Consider the following 17583-nt stretch of genomic DNA (forward strand, 5'->3'; position numbering starts at 1 on the left):
TGGACGATCCCGCGATGCAAGCGACCGGTGCGCCGGCGGCCCAGCGCCGCCGCGCGCGCTGGCTGGGCCTGTGGATCCTGATCGCTGCGCTGGCCCTGGACCGCGTCACCAAGGTCTGGCTGCTGGCGGAAATGGCGCGGCGCATGGGCGCACCCTGGACGATCACGCCGTTCTTCGACCTGGTCATGGTCTGGAACCGCGGCGTGTCCTTCGGCATGTTCCAGGCCGGCAGCGACGGCGAGCGCTATGTCCTGATCGCCGTGTCGCTGGCCATTTCCGCTGGGTTGGGCATCTGGCTGGCACGCACGCAGGACCGGCTGGTGGCGGCCTCGCTGGGCCTGGTCATTGGCGGGGCGGTCGGCAATGTCATCGATCGTTTCCAATGGGGGGCGGTCGCGGACTTCTTCCTTGTCCATGGCTTCGGCTATTATTTCCCCGCGTTCAACGTGGCCGACGCCGCGATCACCATCGGCGTCGTCGGACTGGTCCTTGATTCGTTTCGCCAGCACCCGCGACGGGCGCGTGGCACCCAGGAGGATAAAGCGCATGAGTAGCGACGCGCGAAACGCAGCCCTTCGCCCCGTCTGGGCGGTCGCGGGCGCGCTGGTCCTGGCGGCCGGCCTGTCCGGCTGCAACACGGTCAAGGAACAGTTCGGCTTCGGCAAGCAGGCCCCCGACGAGTTCGCGGTGGTCGCCAACCAGCCGCTGACCATCCCGCCCGACTTTACCCTGCGCCCGCCTGAGCCCGGTGCCCCGCGTCCGCAGGAAATCCAGCCCGGCCGCCAGGCGAGCCTCGCCATGTTCGGTCAGCCGATCGTCGGCACGACCGATGCCGGCCTGCCGCCGCCCGTCGGCTTCGGCACCGGCTCCGCCCCGACCGCGGGCGAGGCCGCCCTGCTGGGCGCCGCCAACGCAACCGACGTCGACCCGTCGATCCGCAACACCGTCAACCGCGAGGGCGCGCAGCTGGCCGAAAAGAGCCAGTCCTTCATGGACGACGTGCTGTTCTGGCGCGATCCGCAGTCGCCCGACGTGACTGTCGACGCAGCCGCCGAGCAGGCACGGCTGCGCGCCAATGCGGGCGCTGGCCTGCCGCCGACGCAGGGCGAGACGCCCCAGAACGTGCCGCGCCAGCAGGCCCCGCTGGAAGGGATTTTCTGACGCCAGGACCGGGGCGCGGCAACCCTGCGCTCCGCTTCCTCTTCCTGCGCCTCCCGGTTTGACCCGAGCAGGAACTGGGAGCCTGGATGGAGATTGAGAAGGCGCCCATGAATACCCGCTCATTCCCGCGAAAGCGGGAATCCAGGGCCACCGGCGCTGTCCTTGCGGCCCCTGGATCCCCGCTTCCGCGGGGATGAGCGACGGTGTCGAACGCGCTCAGCCGCCGCACAACGAGGCGCACCAACAGGGTGGACGATCCAGAATGACCTTCGCGCAGAGCTTCCTGAACGCCAGTCCCGATCCCGCGCTTCTGGAGCGCTGCGCCGTCCGGCTGAAGGCGCTCGCCGGCGAGACTTGGCCGCACTTCACGCTGCCGCGGCAGTCGGCCGACCTGGTGGCTGCCCGCCCGATCGTCGAGAAGCTGCTGAACAACACGACCGACGTCGTGCTGCTGGGCACGGGGGGCTCGGCGCTGGGGGCGGCGACCCTGGCGGCCCTGGTCCAGGGTCCGCTGCACCAGCCGCAGGGCAGGCCCCGCCTGCACGTCGCCGACAACCTGGACGGCGCCAGCTTCACGGCGCTGCTGGGCGCGCTCGACCTGCGCACCACGCGGTTCCTGGTCGTCTCGAAGTCGGGCAGCACGGCCGAGACGATGAGCCAGTTCCTGGCCGCCATTGCCGCCCTGAACGCGGCTGGCGGGGGCAAGTACCTGAAGCACCATTTTCTGGTCATCACCGAGCCCAAGGACAACGTGCTGCGCCGCCTGGCGACGCACTACGACCTGCCCGTGCTCGACCATGACCCGGACCTGGGCGGGCGCTATTCGGTGCTCTCCCTGGTGGGCTTGGTGCCGGGGCTTGTCCTGGGCCTGGACGTCGATGCGGTGCGCCGCGGTGCGGCAGGCGTCCTGGACCAGGCATTCCATGCCCCCGTGGTCGAGGTGCCGGCAGCGCTGGGGGCAGCGGTCGCCGTCGGCCTGGCCCACCGGGGCATCACCCAGAACGTCATGTTCGGCTATGGCGACCGCTTCGCCCTGCTGACCGCCTGGTGGCGCCAGCTCTGGGCCGAAAGCCTGGGCAAGCAGGGCAAGGGCCTGACCCCGGTCCCGGCCTTGGGTCCGGTCGACCAGCACAGCCAGCTGCAGCTGTTCCTGGATGGGCCGAAGGACAAGCTCTACCTGATCCTGTCGGCCGACACGACGGCCGAAGGGCCGGAGATCCCGGCCGACCTGGCCAGCGATCCGGCGCTTGCCTGGCTGGCGGGCAAGCGGGTGGGCCAGCTGGTCGCGGCCCAGGTGCGCGCCACGACCGACGCGCTGGCCAATCGCGGCCATGCGATCCGCCGCATCGCCCTCCCCCGCCTGGACGAGGAGACGCTGGGGGCGCTGTTCATGAGCTTCATGCTGGAGACGATCCTGGCCGCCGACCTGCTGGGCGTCGATCCGTTCGACCAGCCGGCGGTGGAAGAGAGCAAGATCCTGGCGCGACAATACCTGGCCGAGACCTGATTCTCTTGTTGGAGTGCCCCCGTGCCGATCCGCCGCCTGCCTGAAAGCACGGTCAATCGGATCGCCGCGGGCGAGGTGATCGAGCGGCCGGCCAGCGCGCTCAAGGAACTGGTCGAGAACGCGATCGACGCCGGCGCCACGCAGATCGACATCAGCCTGGAAGGCGGCGGCCGCGACCTGGTCCTGGTCAGCGACGACGGTATCGGCATGAGCCCCGCGGACCTGGAACTGGCGATCGAGCGCCACGCCACGTCCAAGCTGCCCGGCGACCGGCTGGAGGACATCGCCACCCTGGGCTTCCGGGGGGAGGCGCTGCCCTCCATCGGCTCGGTCGCCCGGCTCTCGCTCACCTCCCGCGCGAAAGGGTCGGACGACGCCTGGACCATCGCGGTCGAGGGCGGGCAAGTCGGCCCCGTGGCGCCGGCGGCGCACGGCAGGGGCACGCGGGTGGAGGTGCGGGACCTGTTCTTTGCCACCCCCGCCCGGCTGAAGTTCCTGAAGGCGGAGCGGACGGAAGCGCAGGCCGCCCTCGACATCGTGCGGCGCCTGGCCATGGCACGGCCGGCAATCGGCTTCCACGTCAGCGACAATGGCCGGTCGTCCCTGCGTGTGCAGCCGCGGCCCGCCCTGCTGGGCGAGGGGCCGCAGGAGGCGCTGGGCGCGCGCCTGGCTGACCTGCTGGGCCGCGAGTTCCTGGCCAATGCGCTGCCCATCAGTGCCGCGCGGGAGGGGATCGTCCTGTCGGGCTATGCGGGCCTGCCCACCTTCTCGCGCGGCAATGCGCTGAACCAGCACCTGTTCGTGAACGGCCGCCCGGTCAGGGACAAGCTGCTGGTGGGGGCCGTGCGGGGTGCCTATGCCGACGTCCTGGCGCGCGACCGACACCCCCAGTTGGCCCTGTTCCTGGAACTGGACGGCCATGCCGTCGACGTCAACGTCCATCCCGCCAAGGCGGAAGTGCGCTTCCGCGATCCAGGCCTGGTGCGCGGCCTGATCGTCTCGGCCCTGCGCCACGCTTTGGCGGCGGCGGGGCACCGGGCAGCGACCACGGTATCGCTGGCGGCCCTCGGCGCCTTCCGCCCGGAGCCGGCGGCCGTGCTGCCGTTCCGCGGGCCTGCCCCATCGTGGAACCCGCCGCGGCCCGGGCCCGCCCTGCGCGAGCAGGCGGCCGCCTTCCAGGCGCCGCTGCCGTCAGGCGCGGGCCAGGCCGTGGCCGAACTGCCCGCCCGCGCGGAGGACGCGGAGCAGGGCTTCGACCCGCGCGACCTGCCTTTGGGTGCGGCCCGGGCGCAGCTGCACGCAACCTACATCCTGGCCGAGACGCGCGACGGCCTGGTCCTGGTCGACCAGCATGCCGCGCACGAGCGTCTGGTCCTGGAGAAGATGCGGGCCCAGCTGGCCGGCAGCGGCGTGGCACGCCAGCCCCTGCTGATCCCCGAGGTGGTCGAGCTGGACCCCGCCGATGTCGAACGCCTGGGCGCCCGCGCGGACGAATTCGTCGAGCTGGGCCTGATCCTGGAGGGCTTCGGCCCCGGCGCCGTCCTGGTGCGGGAGGTGCCGGCCCTGCTGGCCCAGGGCAACATCAAGGACCTGGTGCGCGACCTGGCCGACGACCTGGCCGCCCACGACGAGGGCCTGGCCCTGAAGGAGCGGCTGGACGCCGTGTGTGGCACCATCGCCTGCCACCACAGCGTCCGCGCCGGCCGCAGGCTCTCGGTGCCCGAGATGAACCACCTCCTGCGCGAGATGGAGGCGACGCCTCTCAGCGGCCAGTGCAACCACGGCCGCCCGACCTATGTCGCCCTGGACCGCAGCGCCATCGAACGCCTGTTCGGGCGGAAGTGATGCGCTCGCTGTACCCGGGGCTCATCCGAAAGCCCTCCCCCGTCGCAAAGCGATGGGGGAGGGTTGGGTGGGGGCAATGTTCTGCGCTCGACAATCGGCGCCTTCGGCTGATCCGGTGGACCCTGCCCTCACCCCAGCCCTCTCCCATCGCTCCGCGACAGGAGAGGGAGCAGGTCGGCGCGGACATCGGGTCATGACCCAGCTGCGCCTGATCCCCGACGCGACGGCGGAGGCGGCGGACCTGGGCGACGGCATCGCCCTGTTCCGCAATGCGCTGGACGAGACGACGCAGGGACTGTGCCTGGACCTGGTGGCGGGTGTTGCGGCGGCGGCGCCCTTCTACCGCGCGACCACGCCACGCGGGCCGTTCAGCTGCGACATGACCAATTGCGGGGCGGTCGGCTGGTATTCGGACCAGGCCGGCTACCGCTATGCCGAGACGCACCCCACCACAGGCCAGCCCTGGCCCGCGATCCCGCCCCTGCTCAAGGCGCTGGCGCAGAAGCATGCGCTGCTGGCCGGGGCCGGGCCGTTCGACCCCGATGTCTGCCTGGTCAACCGCTATCCGCCGGGCGCGAAGATGGGCCAGCACCAGGACCATGACGAGGCCGACTTCCGCTGGCCCATCGTCTCGTTCAGCTTTGGCGCCAGTGCCCGCTTCGCGCTCGGCGGCCGCACGCGCAAGGATGCCGTTCAGCGCATCATGCTGCGTGCCGGAGACGTCCTGGTGATGTACGACGCAGGCCGCATGCGCTTCCACGGCGTCGACCGCATCCTGGACGAGGGCGCGGGCGCCGCCCACCCCATCCTGCCCCCCGACCACCGCCTCAACCTCACCTTCCGCCGAGCACGCTGAGCGTTTGCTTGTCCGCCCTGGGCGGCTAAAGTCCGGCGACCCAAAGGGAGGATAGAAGATGCAGGGCCCCACGCGCACCATGACGCTGGACGAGGTCAAGTCGTACCAGGGCAAGGAGATCGGGACGTCCGACTGGTTCCTGATCGACCAGAACCGGATCAACGCCTTTGCCGACATTACCGAGGACCACATGTTCCTGCATGTGAACCCGGAGATGGCCGCCAAGACGCCGTTCGGCAGCACCATCGCGCATGGCCTGCTGACGCTGTCGATGATGCCGGTGATGGCCTACCAGGCGGTGCCCGGCGTCTCCGGCACCAAGATGGGCGTCAACTATGGCTATAACCGCGTCCGCTTCATGGCGCCGGTGAAGGTGAACAAGCGCATCCGCGGCAAGTTCACTGTGAAGTCAATCGCCGAGAGCGAAGGCGGCAAGGTCCAGATCGCCCATGAATGCGCGATCGAGATCGAGGGCGAAGACAAGCCCGCCTTGCTGGCCGAATGGGTGACGATGGTCTGGATCTGAACCCGGGCGACAATGAACCCCTCATCCTGAGGTGCCCCGTAGGGGCCTCGAAGGATGCGCCGCCAGTGCCGGCGGCCCATCCTTCGAGACGGTCTTCGACCTCCTCAGGATGAGGTGGGAATCTTGTCCTCAGCCGATGTCGAGGACGATCTTGCCGAAGTGCTCGCCCGCCTTCATCGCGGTGAAGGCGGAGCCGGCGTCCTCCAGCGCAAAGCGCTTGTCGACCAGCGGGTGGATGTCGTTCGCCTCGATCGCGCGGACCATGTCCTCGAAATTGGTGCGGCTGCCCACGGTGATGCCGGTGATGTGGGCATTGGCGCCAAAGATCGCGGCGACGTTCATGTCCTTCATCATGCCCGACAGCAGGCCGATCACGACGATGTTGCCGCCCAGGCGGATCGCGGCCAGCGACTGGGTGAAGGTGTCGGCCCCGCCCACCTCGACCACATAGTCGACGCCGCGGCCGCCCGTGATCTTGCGCGCGGCCGTCGCCCAGTCGGGCGTGGTGCGGTAGTTGATGCCGAAGTCGGCACCCAGCTCCTTTGCCCGCTCCAGCTTCTCGTCCGAGGACGAGGTGATGATGACGCGCGCACCCGCCGCCTTGGCGAACTGCAGGGCAAGGATCGAGACGCCGCCCGTGCCCTGGCACAGGACCCAGTCGCCCGGCTTCACGTTGCCCTCGGCGAACAGGCCGCGCCAGGCGGTCAGGGCGGCGCAGGGCAGGCAGGCCACCTCGGCGTCGGTCAGGTTGGCCGGTGCCTTGGACACGCCCTGCTCGGACAGGACCATGACCTCCTGCGCGCAGCCGTCGATCGGGCTGCCCAGGGCCGTGCCCAGGGCCTGCGGCGTGGGCTCGCCCGCGAACCAGCCCTGGAAGAAGAGCGGCGCCACGCGGTCGCCGACGGCGACGCGGGTCACGCCGGCGCCCACGGCCGTCACCACACCGCAGCCATCCGACAGCGGCACCAGCGGCAGGCGGGCGCGGCCAAAGGCGCCGGTGACGGTCGCCAGGTCGCGATAGTTGAGCGAGGCCGCCTTCATCGCCAGCGCCACCTGGCCAGGCCCCGGCTCGACCACCGGCCGGTCCTGCGGCTTCAGGTACTCGATGCCATAGCCCTCCTGAAGCACCATCGCACGCATGTCGTTCTCCTCCCGATCGGGTCTTGCGCTCCCGCCGCCGCACTTTCCCTTGGCGCTCAAGGCCGTTTGGATGGCAGGTCGGCAGGCAATGAGAGGCGCATCTTGGTCATGCCGGCGCCCAAGGCAAGGGGCAATGCGGGAAACTTGGAATGCGTTCTGGTTGAGCCGGGCGGATCGGGGCTGACAAGCAGTCAGTCCTGGGGCAGCTTGGGCTCCGGATGGAGACGCCCTCATGAAGATCGACCTGCTGAACCCCGCGACCTTTGCCAGCGGCCATCCGCTGGAGCAGTACCGCTGGCTGCGCGCGAACGCGCCCGTCTACCGCCATGCCGAACCGGACGGCCCCGGCTTCTGGGCGGTCACGCGCTATGACGACGTCTATGAGGTCGATCGCGACTATCGCCGCTTCTCGTCGGAACCGACGATCATGATCCGCGACAGTCCGGAGACGGACAACGCCTTTGGCGACTACAAGATGATGCTGATGATGGATCCGCCGCAGCACATGCTGTACCGGCGCCTGATCCGCAGCGAATTCCTGCCCGACCCGGCGCGCGCCATGGCCCCCTGGATGCAGGCGCTGGCGACGCAGATCGTGGACCGCGTGGTGGAGCGCGGCGCCTGCGACTTCGTCGAGGATGTGGCGGGCGAGATGCCGTCCTTCGTCATCGCGCACCTGATGGGCCTGCCGCTGGAGGACGGGCGCGAGCTCTACAAGCTGACCGAGATCATCCACACGGCGCCCGAAGCCCTGCCCGAGGGCGCCGGCGCCCAGGCGGTGCAGAAGATGTTCGAGTACGGCGCCCGCGTCATCGCCGAGAAGCGGGCGCGGCCCGCCGACGACCTGGCGACCAAGCTGCTGCAGGCGGAGGTCGAGGGCAAGCGCCTGGACGACATGGAGTTCCTGCTGTTCTTCCTGCTGCTGGTCGATGCCGGCGGCGACACGACGCGCAACCTGCTGTCGTCCGGCCTGATCGCCCTGCTGGACCATCCGGAGCAGCTTGCCTGGCTGCGCGCCGACCTGGACGCGCGCCTGCCCGCGGCACGGGAGGAACTGCTGCGCTTCTGCACGCCTGTCACCTACATGCGCCGGACGGCGACCGAGGACACCGTCCTGGCCGGGCAGCGGATCGCCGCGGGCGACAAGGTCGTGATGTACTTCCCCTCCGCCAATCGCGACGAGCGGCGCTTCGCCGACCCCGATGCGCTGGACCTGGGCCGTGCGCCCAACGAGCACGTCTCGTTCGGCAACGGCCCGCATGTCTGCCTGGGCCAGCACATCGCACGGGTCGAGATCGACGCCATGCTGCGCGAGGTGCTGGTGCGCCTGCCCGACATCGAGCGGACGGCAGCACCCGAATGGCTTCAGTCCAATTTCATTTGCGGCCCCAAGCACATGCCAGTCCGCTTCACCCCCGGCCGCCGGGTGGCGTGAGGCGCTGCGCCAGCATCCTTCGAGACGGCCCTTTGGGCCTCCTCAGGATGACGTCTGTTGTTGTTGGGGAGAACAACAGCGTCATGCTGAGGAGCCGGCCCTCAGGCCGGCGTCTCGAAGCATCAGGTGCTCCGCGTCAGGCAGGCTCAGTAGCAGCGGGTGATCGAGTAGGTGTAGCCGCCATTGGAGGCATAGAACTCGATCCGGTTCGGCCCCCGGAACCGGAACTGCTCCCACACCCCCTTGGGATAGTCGACCTGGTAGCCCCGATTGCCACGCAGTTCATAGACGCTGACCTGCACGTCGTTGAAATCGCAGGAGCCCAGGTCCGTGCTCTGGCACTGGTAGCGGAACGTGTCGTAACCGGTCCGCGTCCACACATAGTCCAGCTGGTTGCAGGTACCGCCATCCTGCCGCCAGGCGCCCTGCAGATTGTCCAGGGCGTCGGCCCGGGCCGCGCTCGCGCCCCCTGCGAGAAGGCTGAGCCCGCATGCCGCCGCGACGACCGCGCCCACCAAACCCGTCTTCATCCTAGTCAGTCCCCCAGGGATCTCGTCCCAGACCGCGCACAGGCGCCATCGCCGTGACGGTCCCCCATTATACGAACCGCCGCCCCTTCCCCTCTGGTTAACGTGCGCCAACCGCAGCGTGGCGTGACGGGCGTCACGCAGGCCTTGCGCAGGCGGTCCGGCCGCCCCATTTCAGCGCTGCGGGCCGGGCCCCTCTGGCGCCGCGCACCCTCTGCGGGTCGCGCGGCGTGATGTCGGACCGCATCGGGGAACCGGTCGGGCCTGGCACATGGCTGTTCCGTTGCCCGATCACTGCAACCGGAACAAGGAAGACACGCGTGCCCCTGCTCGTCTGTCCCAACGACAACGCGACCATGCAGACCGTCAGCCGATCGGGCGTGGAGTTCGATTTCTGCCCCACCTGCCGGGGTGTCTGGCTGGACCGGGGCGAGCTCGAGAAGCTCATGAGCGCCGAGCGCGACCGCCTGGCGGAGGACGTCCCCGCCGACATCGCCCCGCCCCCGCGTGGCGGCTTTGCCCCGCCGCCGCCGCGCGAGGCCCCGCCCCCCGACTATCGCCGCGATGACTATCGCCGCGACGACTACCGCCGCGAAGAACACCGCCGCGACGACTATCGCCGCGACGATTATCGGCGCGACGACGACCGCCGTCATGCCGAGCGCCGTTTTCGCGACGACGATGACGACGACCGCTATCGCAAGCGCAAGGGCTTCAGCATCCTGGACATCTTCGACTGATCCCGGCCGCCCCCGCCCTGCGTACACAGCGGCGAAAATCCATGGTGGGGCCGCAAGCGATTGACAAAGTGTCAGTCCTGGCCGCACAGACGGGCGAGGCGCCCCTGGGGCGCAACCGGCAGGGATAGGCGATGCAGATCAAGGTCAATGGCCGCGTTCACGACGTGGACGTGGAAGCGGAAATGCCCCTGCTCTGGGTGCTGCGGGACGAGTTGGGCTTCACCGGCGTCAAGTATGGCTGCGGCATCGCGCAATGCGGCGCCTGCACCGTGCATGTCGACGGCGCGGCCACGCGTTCCTGCCAGGTTGCGGCAGGCGATCTCGCCGGGGCCGAGGTGACGACGATCGAGGGCCTGGGCACGCCGGAGACGCTGCACGTCGTGCAGCGGGCCTGGGTCGAGCACCAGGTCGCCCAGTGCGGCTATTGCCAGTCGGGCCAGATCATGCAGGCCGCAGCCCTGCTGAGCGAGAACCCAGCGCCCAGCGATGCCCAGATCGACGAGGCGATGAACGGCAACCTGTGCCGCTGCGGCACCTACAGCCGTATCCGCGATGCCGTGCGCAGCGCCGCCACCGCCCTGCAGGGGTCCTGAACCATGGGCCGCGTTGCCAAGATCGCCCGCCGCACCTTCCTGTTCGGCCTGGCCGCCGTTGCCGGCGGCGTCGCCTTCGGCGCCTATCTCTATCGCCGGCCGCATGACAATCCCCTGCTGGCCGACCTGGAGCCGGATGCGGCCGCGATCACGCCCTGGATCCGCATCGACAAGAGCGGGGTCACGCTGATCACGCCGCATACCGAGATCGGCCAGGGTGCGCAAAGCATGCAGGCCGCCCTGCTGGCGGAGGAGCTGGACCTTGACTGGGGCCAGTTCAAGGTCGACCCCGGCGTGCCCGCCGCTGCCTACTACAACGGCGCGCTGGGTGAGGAACTGCTGCCGACCCTGGTGACGGATACCAGCAGCGGGGCCGACGCCGCGCGCTGGATCGGTGGCGCGATGGTCAAGATCGTCGGCGTCCAGATCACCGGCGGCTCCAGTTCCACGCGCGATTCGTGGGACAAGCTGCGCGGCGCGGGTGCGGTCGCGCGCGAGACGCTGAAGGCCGCCGCCGCGCAGACCACGGGTGTGTCCGTGGGCCAGCTGAAGACGGCGGGTGGAGCGGTCATCCTGCCGGACGGACGCCGCCTGCCCTATGCCGACCTCGCGGCAGTGGCAGCGACCCTGACGCCGGTCGAGGCGGTGACCCTGCGCCCGCCCGAAGCCTGGCGCCTGATCGGCAAGCCGTTCCAGCGCCTGGACATCGTGGCCAAGTCGACGGGGACCGCCATCTTTGGCATCGACCTGGCGTTCGAGGGCATGGTCCACGCGACGGTCAAGCTGAACCCGCGCCAGGGCGGCGCCCTGACCCGCTACGATGCCAAGGCGGCAGAGGGGATGCGCGGGGTGAAGCGCATCGTGCCCGTGACGGGCGGCGTCGCCGTCGTCGCCGACAATACCTGGCGCGCCTTCCAGGCGGCCGATGCCATCGCCTTCGAATGGGGCCCGGCCCCCTACCCGCCCGACATGGCGGCGCACTGGGCCGCCCTGTCCGCCGCTTTTACCGACGCGCAGCAGGAACAGCGCAGCCGGGACGACGGCGACGTCACGGCCAATCTGGGCGCCCAGCCCGTCACGGCCGAGTACCGCGCGCCGTACCTGGCCCATGCTCCGCTGGAGCCGTTGAGCGCCGTGGTCAAGGTGACGGACGACCGCGCCGACGTCTGGGCCGCGACCCAGATTCCCCGCTTTGCCAAGGCCAACGTGGCCCTGGTGACGGGCCTGGCCGAGGACCAGGTGCACATCCACAACCAGCAGGCGGGCGGCAGCTTCGGCCATCGGCTTGAGGACGACCACATCCGGCGGACCGCGGAAGTGGCCGTGGCGATGAAGGGCACCCCGGTCAAGCTGACCTACCGGCGGGAGGAGGACCTTGCGCACGACTACCCGCGCCAGATCGCCATGGCTCGCATGCAGGGCGCCGTGAAGGACGGCCGCGTGGAAGCGCTCGACCTCTCGATCGCGATGCCGTCGATCACCGCCTCGCAGTTCGGGCGGCAGCCGACGGCGCCAGGTGCCACCGGCCCCGATTCGATGATCTCCGCCGGGGCCTGGGACCAGCCCTTCGCCATCCCGCACTTCCGCATGACCGGCTATCGGGCGCAGGCCCTGGCGCCGATCAGCTCGTGGCGCTCGGTGGGCGCTTCGACCAATGCGTTCTTCTTCAACGCGGCGCTGGACGAGCTGATCCTGGCGGCCGGCGCCGATCCGCTGGCCGAGCGCATCCGCCTGTGCAACCACGCCCCTTCCCGCAAGGTGCTGGAGGCGGTGGGGGAGATGTCGGGCTGGGGCACACCGCTCGAAGCCGGGCGCGGGCGTGGCATTGCCTTCTGCCATTCCTTCGGCACTTCGGTGGCCGAGGTGGTGGAGGTGACGGCGACACCAGCCGGCATCAGGATCCACACGGTCTTCGTCGCGGCCGAGGTGGGCCGCGTCGTCGATCCGGTCAATTTCGACAACCAGGTAAAGGGCGCCGTCGTCTGGGGCCTGGGCCACGCCATGACGGCCGAGACGACCTATGCCGACGGCATGGCCGAGCAGACCAATTTCGACACCTTCACCGCCATGCGCCTGGCCCAGTGCCCGAAGATGGTCGTCCGCGCCCTCGAATCGGGCGACAAGGTGCACGGCATCGGCGAACCCCCGGTCCCGCCCGCGGCCCCAGCGCTTGCCGCCGCGATCTTTGCGGCGACGGGCACACGGCTGCGGGAGATGCCCTTCGCCAAGGCGGTGCGGTTCGTCTGATCCCGTGCGGGAAATCTTTTCCCGAACTGTTCGCGCGAAACCCTCCCGGGATTTGAGCCGGCCTACGGCCGGGACGCCCGGGAGGTGCAGCCGTATCCCAAGTGCAGGGCCTGGTGCGATCGATGACGGCCCGGCCCGCGCCGGCGTCGCGATGGATTAACCATCTCTGGCAACCCCGATGTCACGGAGATGCCCGGCCCCGATTACGCCATATTTAGCAAAATCCGACGCAGTAACAGGCGGAGGGTGGCATGTCTGGATCTCTTCTTGCAGTCGACAATGACGAGCAGATTGCCAGACTGATTGCCTCCGTCGGCCGCGCGGCTGGGCTCGATGCAGAGTATCTGTGCCGGTCCAACCTCTTCCCCGCCGCCTACCGCCGCATCAGGCCTTCGATCATCACCCTGGAGATGGTCATGCGGGATCTTGAGGGGATCGAGATCATCCAGTGGCTGGCACGGCAGGGCGCGACAGCCCGAATCGTCATCATCAGCGGGGCGGACATCAACTACAGCCGTGCGGCGAAACTGCTGGGCGAAGCGATGGGCCTGTCATCCATCACCATCATGCCGAAACCGCTCTCCCTCGCCGATCTTCGGCAGCAACTGGAGGAGCAGGAGCGAGCGTTCCGTCCTCTCCCGGGAACGCGCCCGCAACCCTGCTGCGCCATCCAGTAGACGGCCCAGATCAGCGCACCGGGCGGCGGGCAGACGTCCTGCAGGTCGGAAGGGAAGCGCTGGAGCGGGTGAAGGGAATCGAACCCTCGTCGTAAGCTTGGGAAGCTTCTGCTCTACCATTGAGCTACACCCGCGTGGCCCCAGGGGCAGCGCAGAGGCAATCCCTAGCACGGCCAGCGGCGCGCCGCCAAGGGGTCGACGCAACCGGCGGGCCCCGTCGACAAGCCCCCGCAATACGCATTCCACGAACCCTAGCAAAGCCGCTGCGGCGTGAACGGGTTGCGGGGCAGGCGACCTTTGTTATAGTGCCGGCCGTTCCCGGGGGTTGACGATGGCAATGGATATCCGCGCGCAGCAGCACACCTACAATGCGTTCATGGGCCTGACCAAGTGGGGCACCATCGGACTGCTGGTGCTGCTCGCACTCATGGCCTATTTCCTGGTCTGAGCCTGTTTCCCGGTCCGGCGCCGATGGTGCCGGGCCGGGCAGGACGCTTTCGGCGCCTGTGCCCGCGTGGCCTGTGCATCCGGCCCAACCGTTCGGGTCCGGAGCCTGGGCCATTGGGCGGTTGCCGGAATGGTCCCGAGCCGTCACGATCGTCGAGGCATGGTGCAGCAGGCGGCTGAGGCCCGGGGGCGCTGAACCCCCGCCCGGCCGCGTACAGGGGGAGGGAGCGGGGACACGCACATGAAGATAGCCGTCCTCGTCGAACGCCGTCCGGGCGAGAAGCGCGTTGCCGCCTCGCCCGAAACGGTGAAGAAATTCAAGAGCCTCGGCGCCGAGGTCGTGGTCGAGACAGGGGCTGGCCTCCAGTCCTCGACGCCCGACCAGGCCTATGCCGATGCGGGCGCCACGATCGCCCCCGATGCCGCGTCCGCCCTGAGCGGTGCCGACATCGTGCTCAAGATCAACCGGCCGCTGCGGGCGGGCGAAGGCGCGATCGACGAGCTTTCGCTGATTCCGCGCGGCGCCGTGCTGGTCGCGGGCCTGACGCCCTATGTCGACCAGGAAGGCCTGTCGGCCTATGCCGCGGCGGGGATCCAGGCCTTTGCCATGGAACTGATGCCGCGCATCAGCCGGGCCCAGTCGATGGACATCCTGTCGTCCCAGGCGAGCCTGTCGGGGTACCGCGCCGTGATCGACGCGGCGGCCGTGTTCTCGCGTGCCATGCCGATGATGATGACGGCGGCCGGCACGATCGCGCCGGCGCGCGTCCTGGTCATGGGCGTGGGTGTTGCCGGCCTTCAGGCGATCGCCACGGCCAAGCGCCTGGGCGCCATCGTCTCGGCCACCGACGTGCGCCCCGCCACCAAGGAACAGGTGGAGAGCCTGGGCGGCACGTTCATCGCCGTGATGGACGAGGAATTCGCCCAGGCCCAGACCGCCGGCGGCTATGCCAAGGAAATGTCGCCCGAATACCAGGCGAAGCAGGCGGCCCTGACCGCGGAGACGATCAAGAAGCAGGACATCGTCATCACCACCGCGCTGATCCCGGGACGCAAGGCGCCGACCCTGGTCACCGAGGAGATGGTGGCGACGATGAAGCCCGGCTCCGTGATCGTCGACCTGGCGGTGGAGCAGGGCGGCAACTGCCCCCTGTCGCGCGTGGGCGAGATCGTGGTGACGCCCAATGGCGTCAACATCGTGGGCCATGCCAACGTGCCCAGCCGCACCGCGGTCGACAGCTCGTCCCAGTTCGCCAAGAACCTGTTCAACTTCCTGTCGCCCTTCATGAACAAGGAGACGAAGAAGCTGGACATCAAGTGGGATGACGAACTGGTCGTCGGCACCCTGCTGACCAAGGATGGCAGCATCGTGCATGCCAACTTCCAGCCCAAGCCGGCAAGCTGAGGAACGCCCAGATGGAAGCGATCGATCCGTTCATCTTTCGCCTGGCGATCTTCGTCCTGGCGATCTTTGTCGGCTATTACGTCGTGTGGAGCGTCACGCCGGCGCTGCACACGCCCCTGATGGCCGTGACCAATGCCATTTCCAGCGTCATCATCGTGGGTGCCCTGCTGGCGGTCGGAACCGGCACGCCGGTCGATCCCGCCCTGCACGACGATGCCGCGACGTCGCAATGGCTGGGGTTCGTTGCCGTCATCCTTGCCGCGGTGAACATCTTCGGTGGCTTTGCCGTCACCCACAGGATGCTCGCCATGTACAAGAAGAAAGAGCGCTAAACGCTCGGCCTCGGCGCGTCGCTCAAGAAACGCGCCTGACCTAAAGGGGGACAATCGTGTCGGCCAATCTTTCGGCGCTTCTCTACCTTGCGTCCGGTATCTTCTTCATCCTGGCGTTGCGGGGACTGTCGTCGCCCGAGACCAGCCGCCAGGGCAACATGTTCGGCATGGTGGGCATGGGCATCGCCATGGTCACCACCGTGCTGGCGCCCAATGTTCTGGCCGCGGGCTTTGGCGCCTATGGCCTGATCATCCTGGCGCTGGCGATCGGCGGCGGTGCCGGCTATGTCACGGCGCAGCGGATCAAGATGACCGCGATGCCGCAGCTCGTCGCCTTCTTCCACTCGCTGGTCGGCATGGCCGCGGTGCTGGTGGCGGCGGCGGCGCTGTACCTGCCCCAGGCCTTTGGCATCTATGACCCGGTCGAGCAGCACATCCGGCCGCACAGCCTGATCGAGATGGGGCTGGGCGTGGTCATTGGCGCCATCACCTTCTCGGGCTCCGTTGTCGCCTTCGCCAAGCTGCAGGGCCTGGTGTCCGGTGCGCCGGTGACCTTCCCGAACCAGCACAAGATCAATCTGGGCGTCGGCGTGGTCATCCTGGTCCTGATGATCGCGTTCTGCTTCACCGAGAGCCATGCGCTGTTCTGGATCATGACGATCCTGGCCTTTGCCATCGGCTTCATGATCATCATCCCGATCGGCGGCGCGGACATGCCGGTGGTCGTGTCGATGCTGAACTCGTACTCGGGCTGGGCGGCGGCCGGCATCGGCTTCACGCTGGAAAACACGGCGCTGATCATCACGGGCGCGCTGGTCGGCTCGTCCGGCGCCATCCTGTCCTACATCATGTGCAAGGGGATGAACCGGTCCCTGTTCAACGTGATCCTGGGCGGCTTCGGCTCCGACACCAGCGCCGCCGCCGCCGGGGGCCATGTCGAGCAGCGCCCGGTCAAGCGCGGCAGTGCCGACGATGCGGCCTTCATCATGAAGAACGCGGGCTCGGTCATCATCGTGCCGGGCTATGGCATGGCGGTGTCGCAGGCACAGCACGCGCTGCGCGAGATGGCCGACAAGCTGAAGGAAGAGGGCGTCAAGGTGTCCTACGCCATCCATCCGGTGGCGGGCCGCATGCCCGGGCACATGAACGTGCTGCTGGCCGAAGCGAACGTCCCCTATGACGAGGTGTTCGAGCTGGAGGACATCAACTCCGCCTTCTCGACCGCCGACGTTGCCTTCGTCATCGGCGCCAACGACGTGACCAACCCCGCGGCCAAGACCGATCCGAAGAGCCCGATCTTCGGCATGCCGATCCTGGACGTGGAAAAGGCCCGCACGGTGCTGTTCGTGAAGCGCGGCATGGCGTCCGGCTATGCCGGCGTCGAGAACGAGCTGTTCTTCCGCGACAACACGATGATGCTGTTCGGCGACGCCAAGAAGATGGTCGAGGAGATCGTGAAGGGCCTCTGAGGCGCGGTCCCCTCCCCGGTCAGTCGACGGCCCGCAACCACCCGGTTGCGGGCCGTTCTTCTTTGGGCCTGCGTTTCCAGCGTGGCGCGGCGCCTGTAACCTTGAGCGGCGATGACGCGAACATGGGATCAGGCATGCCCATGCAGATCGGCGAGAACGAGCTGAAGGCCTGGATGGTCCAGGGTCTGGCCGGCGACGCCGCGGCCCATCGCGCCCTGCTGTCGGCGCTGGCGCCGCTGCTGCGCGGTTACTTCGCAAGGCGCATGGGTGCCGGTGCCGCCGATGTCGAGGACCTGGTGCAGGATACGCTGATCGCCATACACAGCCGGCGCATGACCTATGACCCGGACCGTCCATTCACGGTCTGGGCCTATGCCATCGCCCGCTACAAGTGGATCGACAGCCTGCGCCGGCGCCGCCGGCACGTTCCCCTGGAGGGCCTGGAAGAGGTCCTGCCGGGCGCGGAGTTCGAGGCCGCGAGCGGCGCCCGCATGGATATCGAGCGCCTGCTGGCCACCCTGCCGCCCAAGCAGGCCGGCGCCATCCGCGCGACCCGGATCGAAGGCCTCAGCGTTGCCGAGGCCGCCGCCGCCGCGGGTCTCAGCGAACCCGACATCAAGGTCTCGGTCCATCGCGGGCTGAAGTCGCTGGCCGCACGGCTGAAGGGGCGCTAGGC

General features: G+C 68.9%; 17 protein-coding genes, 1 tRNA gene and 1 pseudogene. 16 read left to right on the plus strand and 3 right to left on the minus strand.

Features of this window, described 5'->3' with window-relative positions:
• Nucleotides 1-14 precede the first annotated feature (14 nt).
• From lspA to ACI6GS_RS00705, 6 genes are all read left to right on the plus strand, one after another.
• Nucleotides 15-554, plus strand: a complete 540-nt coding sequence (gene lspA, locus ACI6GS_RS00680; protein ID WP_439815851.1) for a signal peptidase II — start codon at nt 15-17, stop codon at nt 552-554.
• The gene (locus tag ACI6GS_RS00685) at nt 547-1161 is read left to right on the plus strand and encodes a DUF3035 domain-containing protein (RefSeq protein ID WP_439815852.1); all 615 of its coding nucleotides are present in this window, start codon (nt 547-549) and stop codon (nt 1159-1161) included. The genes lspA and ACI6GS_RS00685 overlap by 8 nt, the downstream gene beginning before the upstream one ends.
• 262 nt (nt 1162-1423) lie before the next feature.
• Nucleotides 1424-2668, plus strand: coding sequence for a glucose-6-phosphate isomerase (locus tag ACI6GS_RS00690; RefSeq protein ID WP_439815853.1), 1245 nt, complete (start codon nt 1424-1426; stop codon nt 2666-2668).
• A 21-nt stretch (nt 2669-2689) separates the two neighbouring features.
• On the plus strand, nt 2690-4513 hold the full coding sequence (gene mutL, locus ACI6GS_RS00695) for a DNA mismatch repair endonuclease MutL (protein ID WP_439815854.1): 1824 nt from the start codon (nt 2690-2692) through the stop codon (nt 4511-4513).
• A 193-nt stretch (nt 4514-4706) separates the two neighbouring features.
• Nucleotides 4707-5369: an alpha-ketoglutarate-dependent dioxygenase AlkB gene (locus tag ACI6GS_RS00700; RefSeq protein WP_439815855.1), complete on the plus strand. Its 663-nt coding sequence runs from the start codon at nt 4707-4709 to the stop codon at nt 5367-5369.
• A 58-nt stretch (nt 5370-5427) separates the two neighbouring features.
• Nucleotides 5428-5895, plus strand: coding sequence for a MaoC family dehydratase (locus ACI6GS_RS00705; RefSeq protein WP_439815856.1), 468 nt, complete (start codon nt 5428-5430; stop codon nt 5893-5895).
• 129 nt (nt 5896-6024) lie between these two features.
• Here the strand turns inward: ACI6GS_RS00705 and ACI6GS_RS00710 are convergent, their stop codons facing one another.
• The gene (locus ACI6GS_RS00710) at nt 6025-7035 is read right to left on the minus strand and encodes a zinc-dependent alcohol dehydrogenase family protein (protein WP_439815857.1); all 1011 of its coding nucleotides are present in this window, start codon (nt 7033-7035) and stop codon (nt 6025-6027) included.
• Nucleotides 7036-7267: 232 nt separating this feature from the next.
• Here ACI6GS_RS00710 and ACI6GS_RS00715 point away from each other — a divergent pair, with 232 nt between their 5' ends.
• Nucleotides 7268-8470: a cytochrome P450 gene (locus ACI6GS_RS00715; RefSeq protein ID WP_439815858.1), complete on the plus strand. Its 1203-nt coding sequence runs from the start codon at nt 7268-7270 to the stop codon at nt 8468-8470.
• A 146-nt stretch (nt 8471-8616) separates the two neighbouring features.
• On the opposite strand, the gene ACI6GS_RS00720 is transcribed toward ACI6GS_RS00715, so the two are convergent.
• Nucleotides 8617-9000 (minus strand): hypothetical protein, encoded by a 384-nt coding sequence (locus ACI6GS_RS00720; protein WP_439815859.1) that lies wholly within the window; start codon nt 8998-9000, stop codon nt 8617-8619.
• Nucleotides 9001-9317: 317 nt separating this feature from the next.
• On the opposite strand from ACI6GS_RS00720, the gene ACI6GS_RS00725 reads away from it, so the two are divergent.
• The 4 genes from ACI6GS_RS00725 (at nt 9318) to ACI6GS_RS00740 (ending at nt 13254) form a co-directional block, all read left to right on the plus strand.
• The gene (locus ACI6GS_RS00725) at nt 9318-9737 is read left to right on the plus strand and encodes a zf-TFIIB domain-containing protein (protein ID WP_439815860.1); all 420 of its coding nucleotides are present in this window, start codon (nt 9318-9320) and stop codon (nt 9735-9737) included.
• A gap of 131 nt (nt 9738-9868) precedes the next feature.
• Nucleotides 9869-10330, plus strand: a complete 462-nt coding sequence (locus tag ACI6GS_RS00730; RefSeq protein ID WP_439815861.1) for a (2Fe-2S)-binding protein — start codon at nt 9869-9871, stop codon at nt 10328-10330.
• A gap of 3 nt (nt 10331-10333) precedes the next feature.
• Complete coding sequence (locus ACI6GS_RS00735) at nt 10334-12577, plus strand: molybdopterin cofactor-binding domain-containing protein (protein WP_439815862.1); 2244 nt, start codon at nt 10334-10336, stop codon at nt 12575-12577.
• Nucleotides 12578-12828: 251 nt separating this feature from the next.
• The gene (locus tag ACI6GS_RS00740) at nt 12829-13254 is read left to right on the plus strand and encodes a response regulator (protein ID WP_439815863.1); all 426 of its coding nucleotides are present in this window, start codon (nt 12829-12831) and stop codon (nt 13252-13254) included.
• 60 nt (nt 13255-13314) lie between these two features.
• Here ACI6GS_RS00740 and ACI6GS_RS00745 read toward each other — a convergent pair.
• A tRNA-Gly gene (locus tag ACI6GS_RS00745) sits at nt 13315-13388 on the minus strand.
• A 197-nt stretch (nt 13389-13585) separates the two neighbouring features.
• Between ACI6GS_RS00745 and ACI6GS_RS00750 the strand changes: the two genes are divergently transcribed.
• The 5 genes and pseudogenes from ACI6GS_RS00750 (at nt 13586) to ACI6GS_RS00770 (ending at nt 17581) form a co-directional block, all read left to right on the plus strand.
• A complete protein-coding gene (locus ACI6GS_RS00750; protein WP_439815864.1) occupies nt 13586-13702 on the plus strand; it encodes an aa3-type cytochrome c oxidase subunit IV in 117 nt (38 codons plus the stop codon).
• 240 nt (nt 13703-13942) lie between these two features.
• The gene (locus ACI6GS_RS00755) at nt 13943-15106 is read left to right on the plus strand and encodes a Re/Si-specific NAD(P)(+) transhydrogenase subunit alpha (protein WP_439815865.1); all 1164 of its coding nucleotides are present in this window, start codon (nt 13943-13945) and stop codon (nt 15104-15106) included.
• A 5-nt stretch (nt 15107-15111) separates the two neighbouring features.
• Nucleotides 15112-15438 (plus strand): annotated as a pseudogene (locus ACI6GS_RS00760) (NAD(P) transhydrogenase subunit alpha); the annotation flags it as partial.
• Nucleotides 15439-15494: 56 nt separating this feature from the next.
• Nucleotides 15495-16907, plus strand: a complete 1413-nt coding sequence (locus ACI6GS_RS00765; protein ID WP_439815866.1) for an NAD(P)(+) transhydrogenase (Re/Si-specific) subunit beta — start codon at nt 15495-15497, stop codon at nt 16905-16907.
• A 134-nt stretch (nt 16908-17041) separates the two neighbouring features.
• A complete protein-coding gene (locus ACI6GS_RS00770; protein ID WP_439815867.1) occupies nt 17042-17581 on the plus strand; it encodes a sigma-70 family RNA polymerase sigma factor in 540 nt (179 codons plus the stop codon).
• Nucleotides 17582-17583: the final 2 nt, after the last annotated feature.

The sequence above is a fragment of the Zavarzinia sp. CC-PAN008 genome, from assembly GCF_051903925.1.
In the GTDB taxonomy this organism is placed as follows: domain Bacteria; phylum Pseudomonadota; class Alphaproteobacteria; order Zavarziniales; family Zavarziniaceae.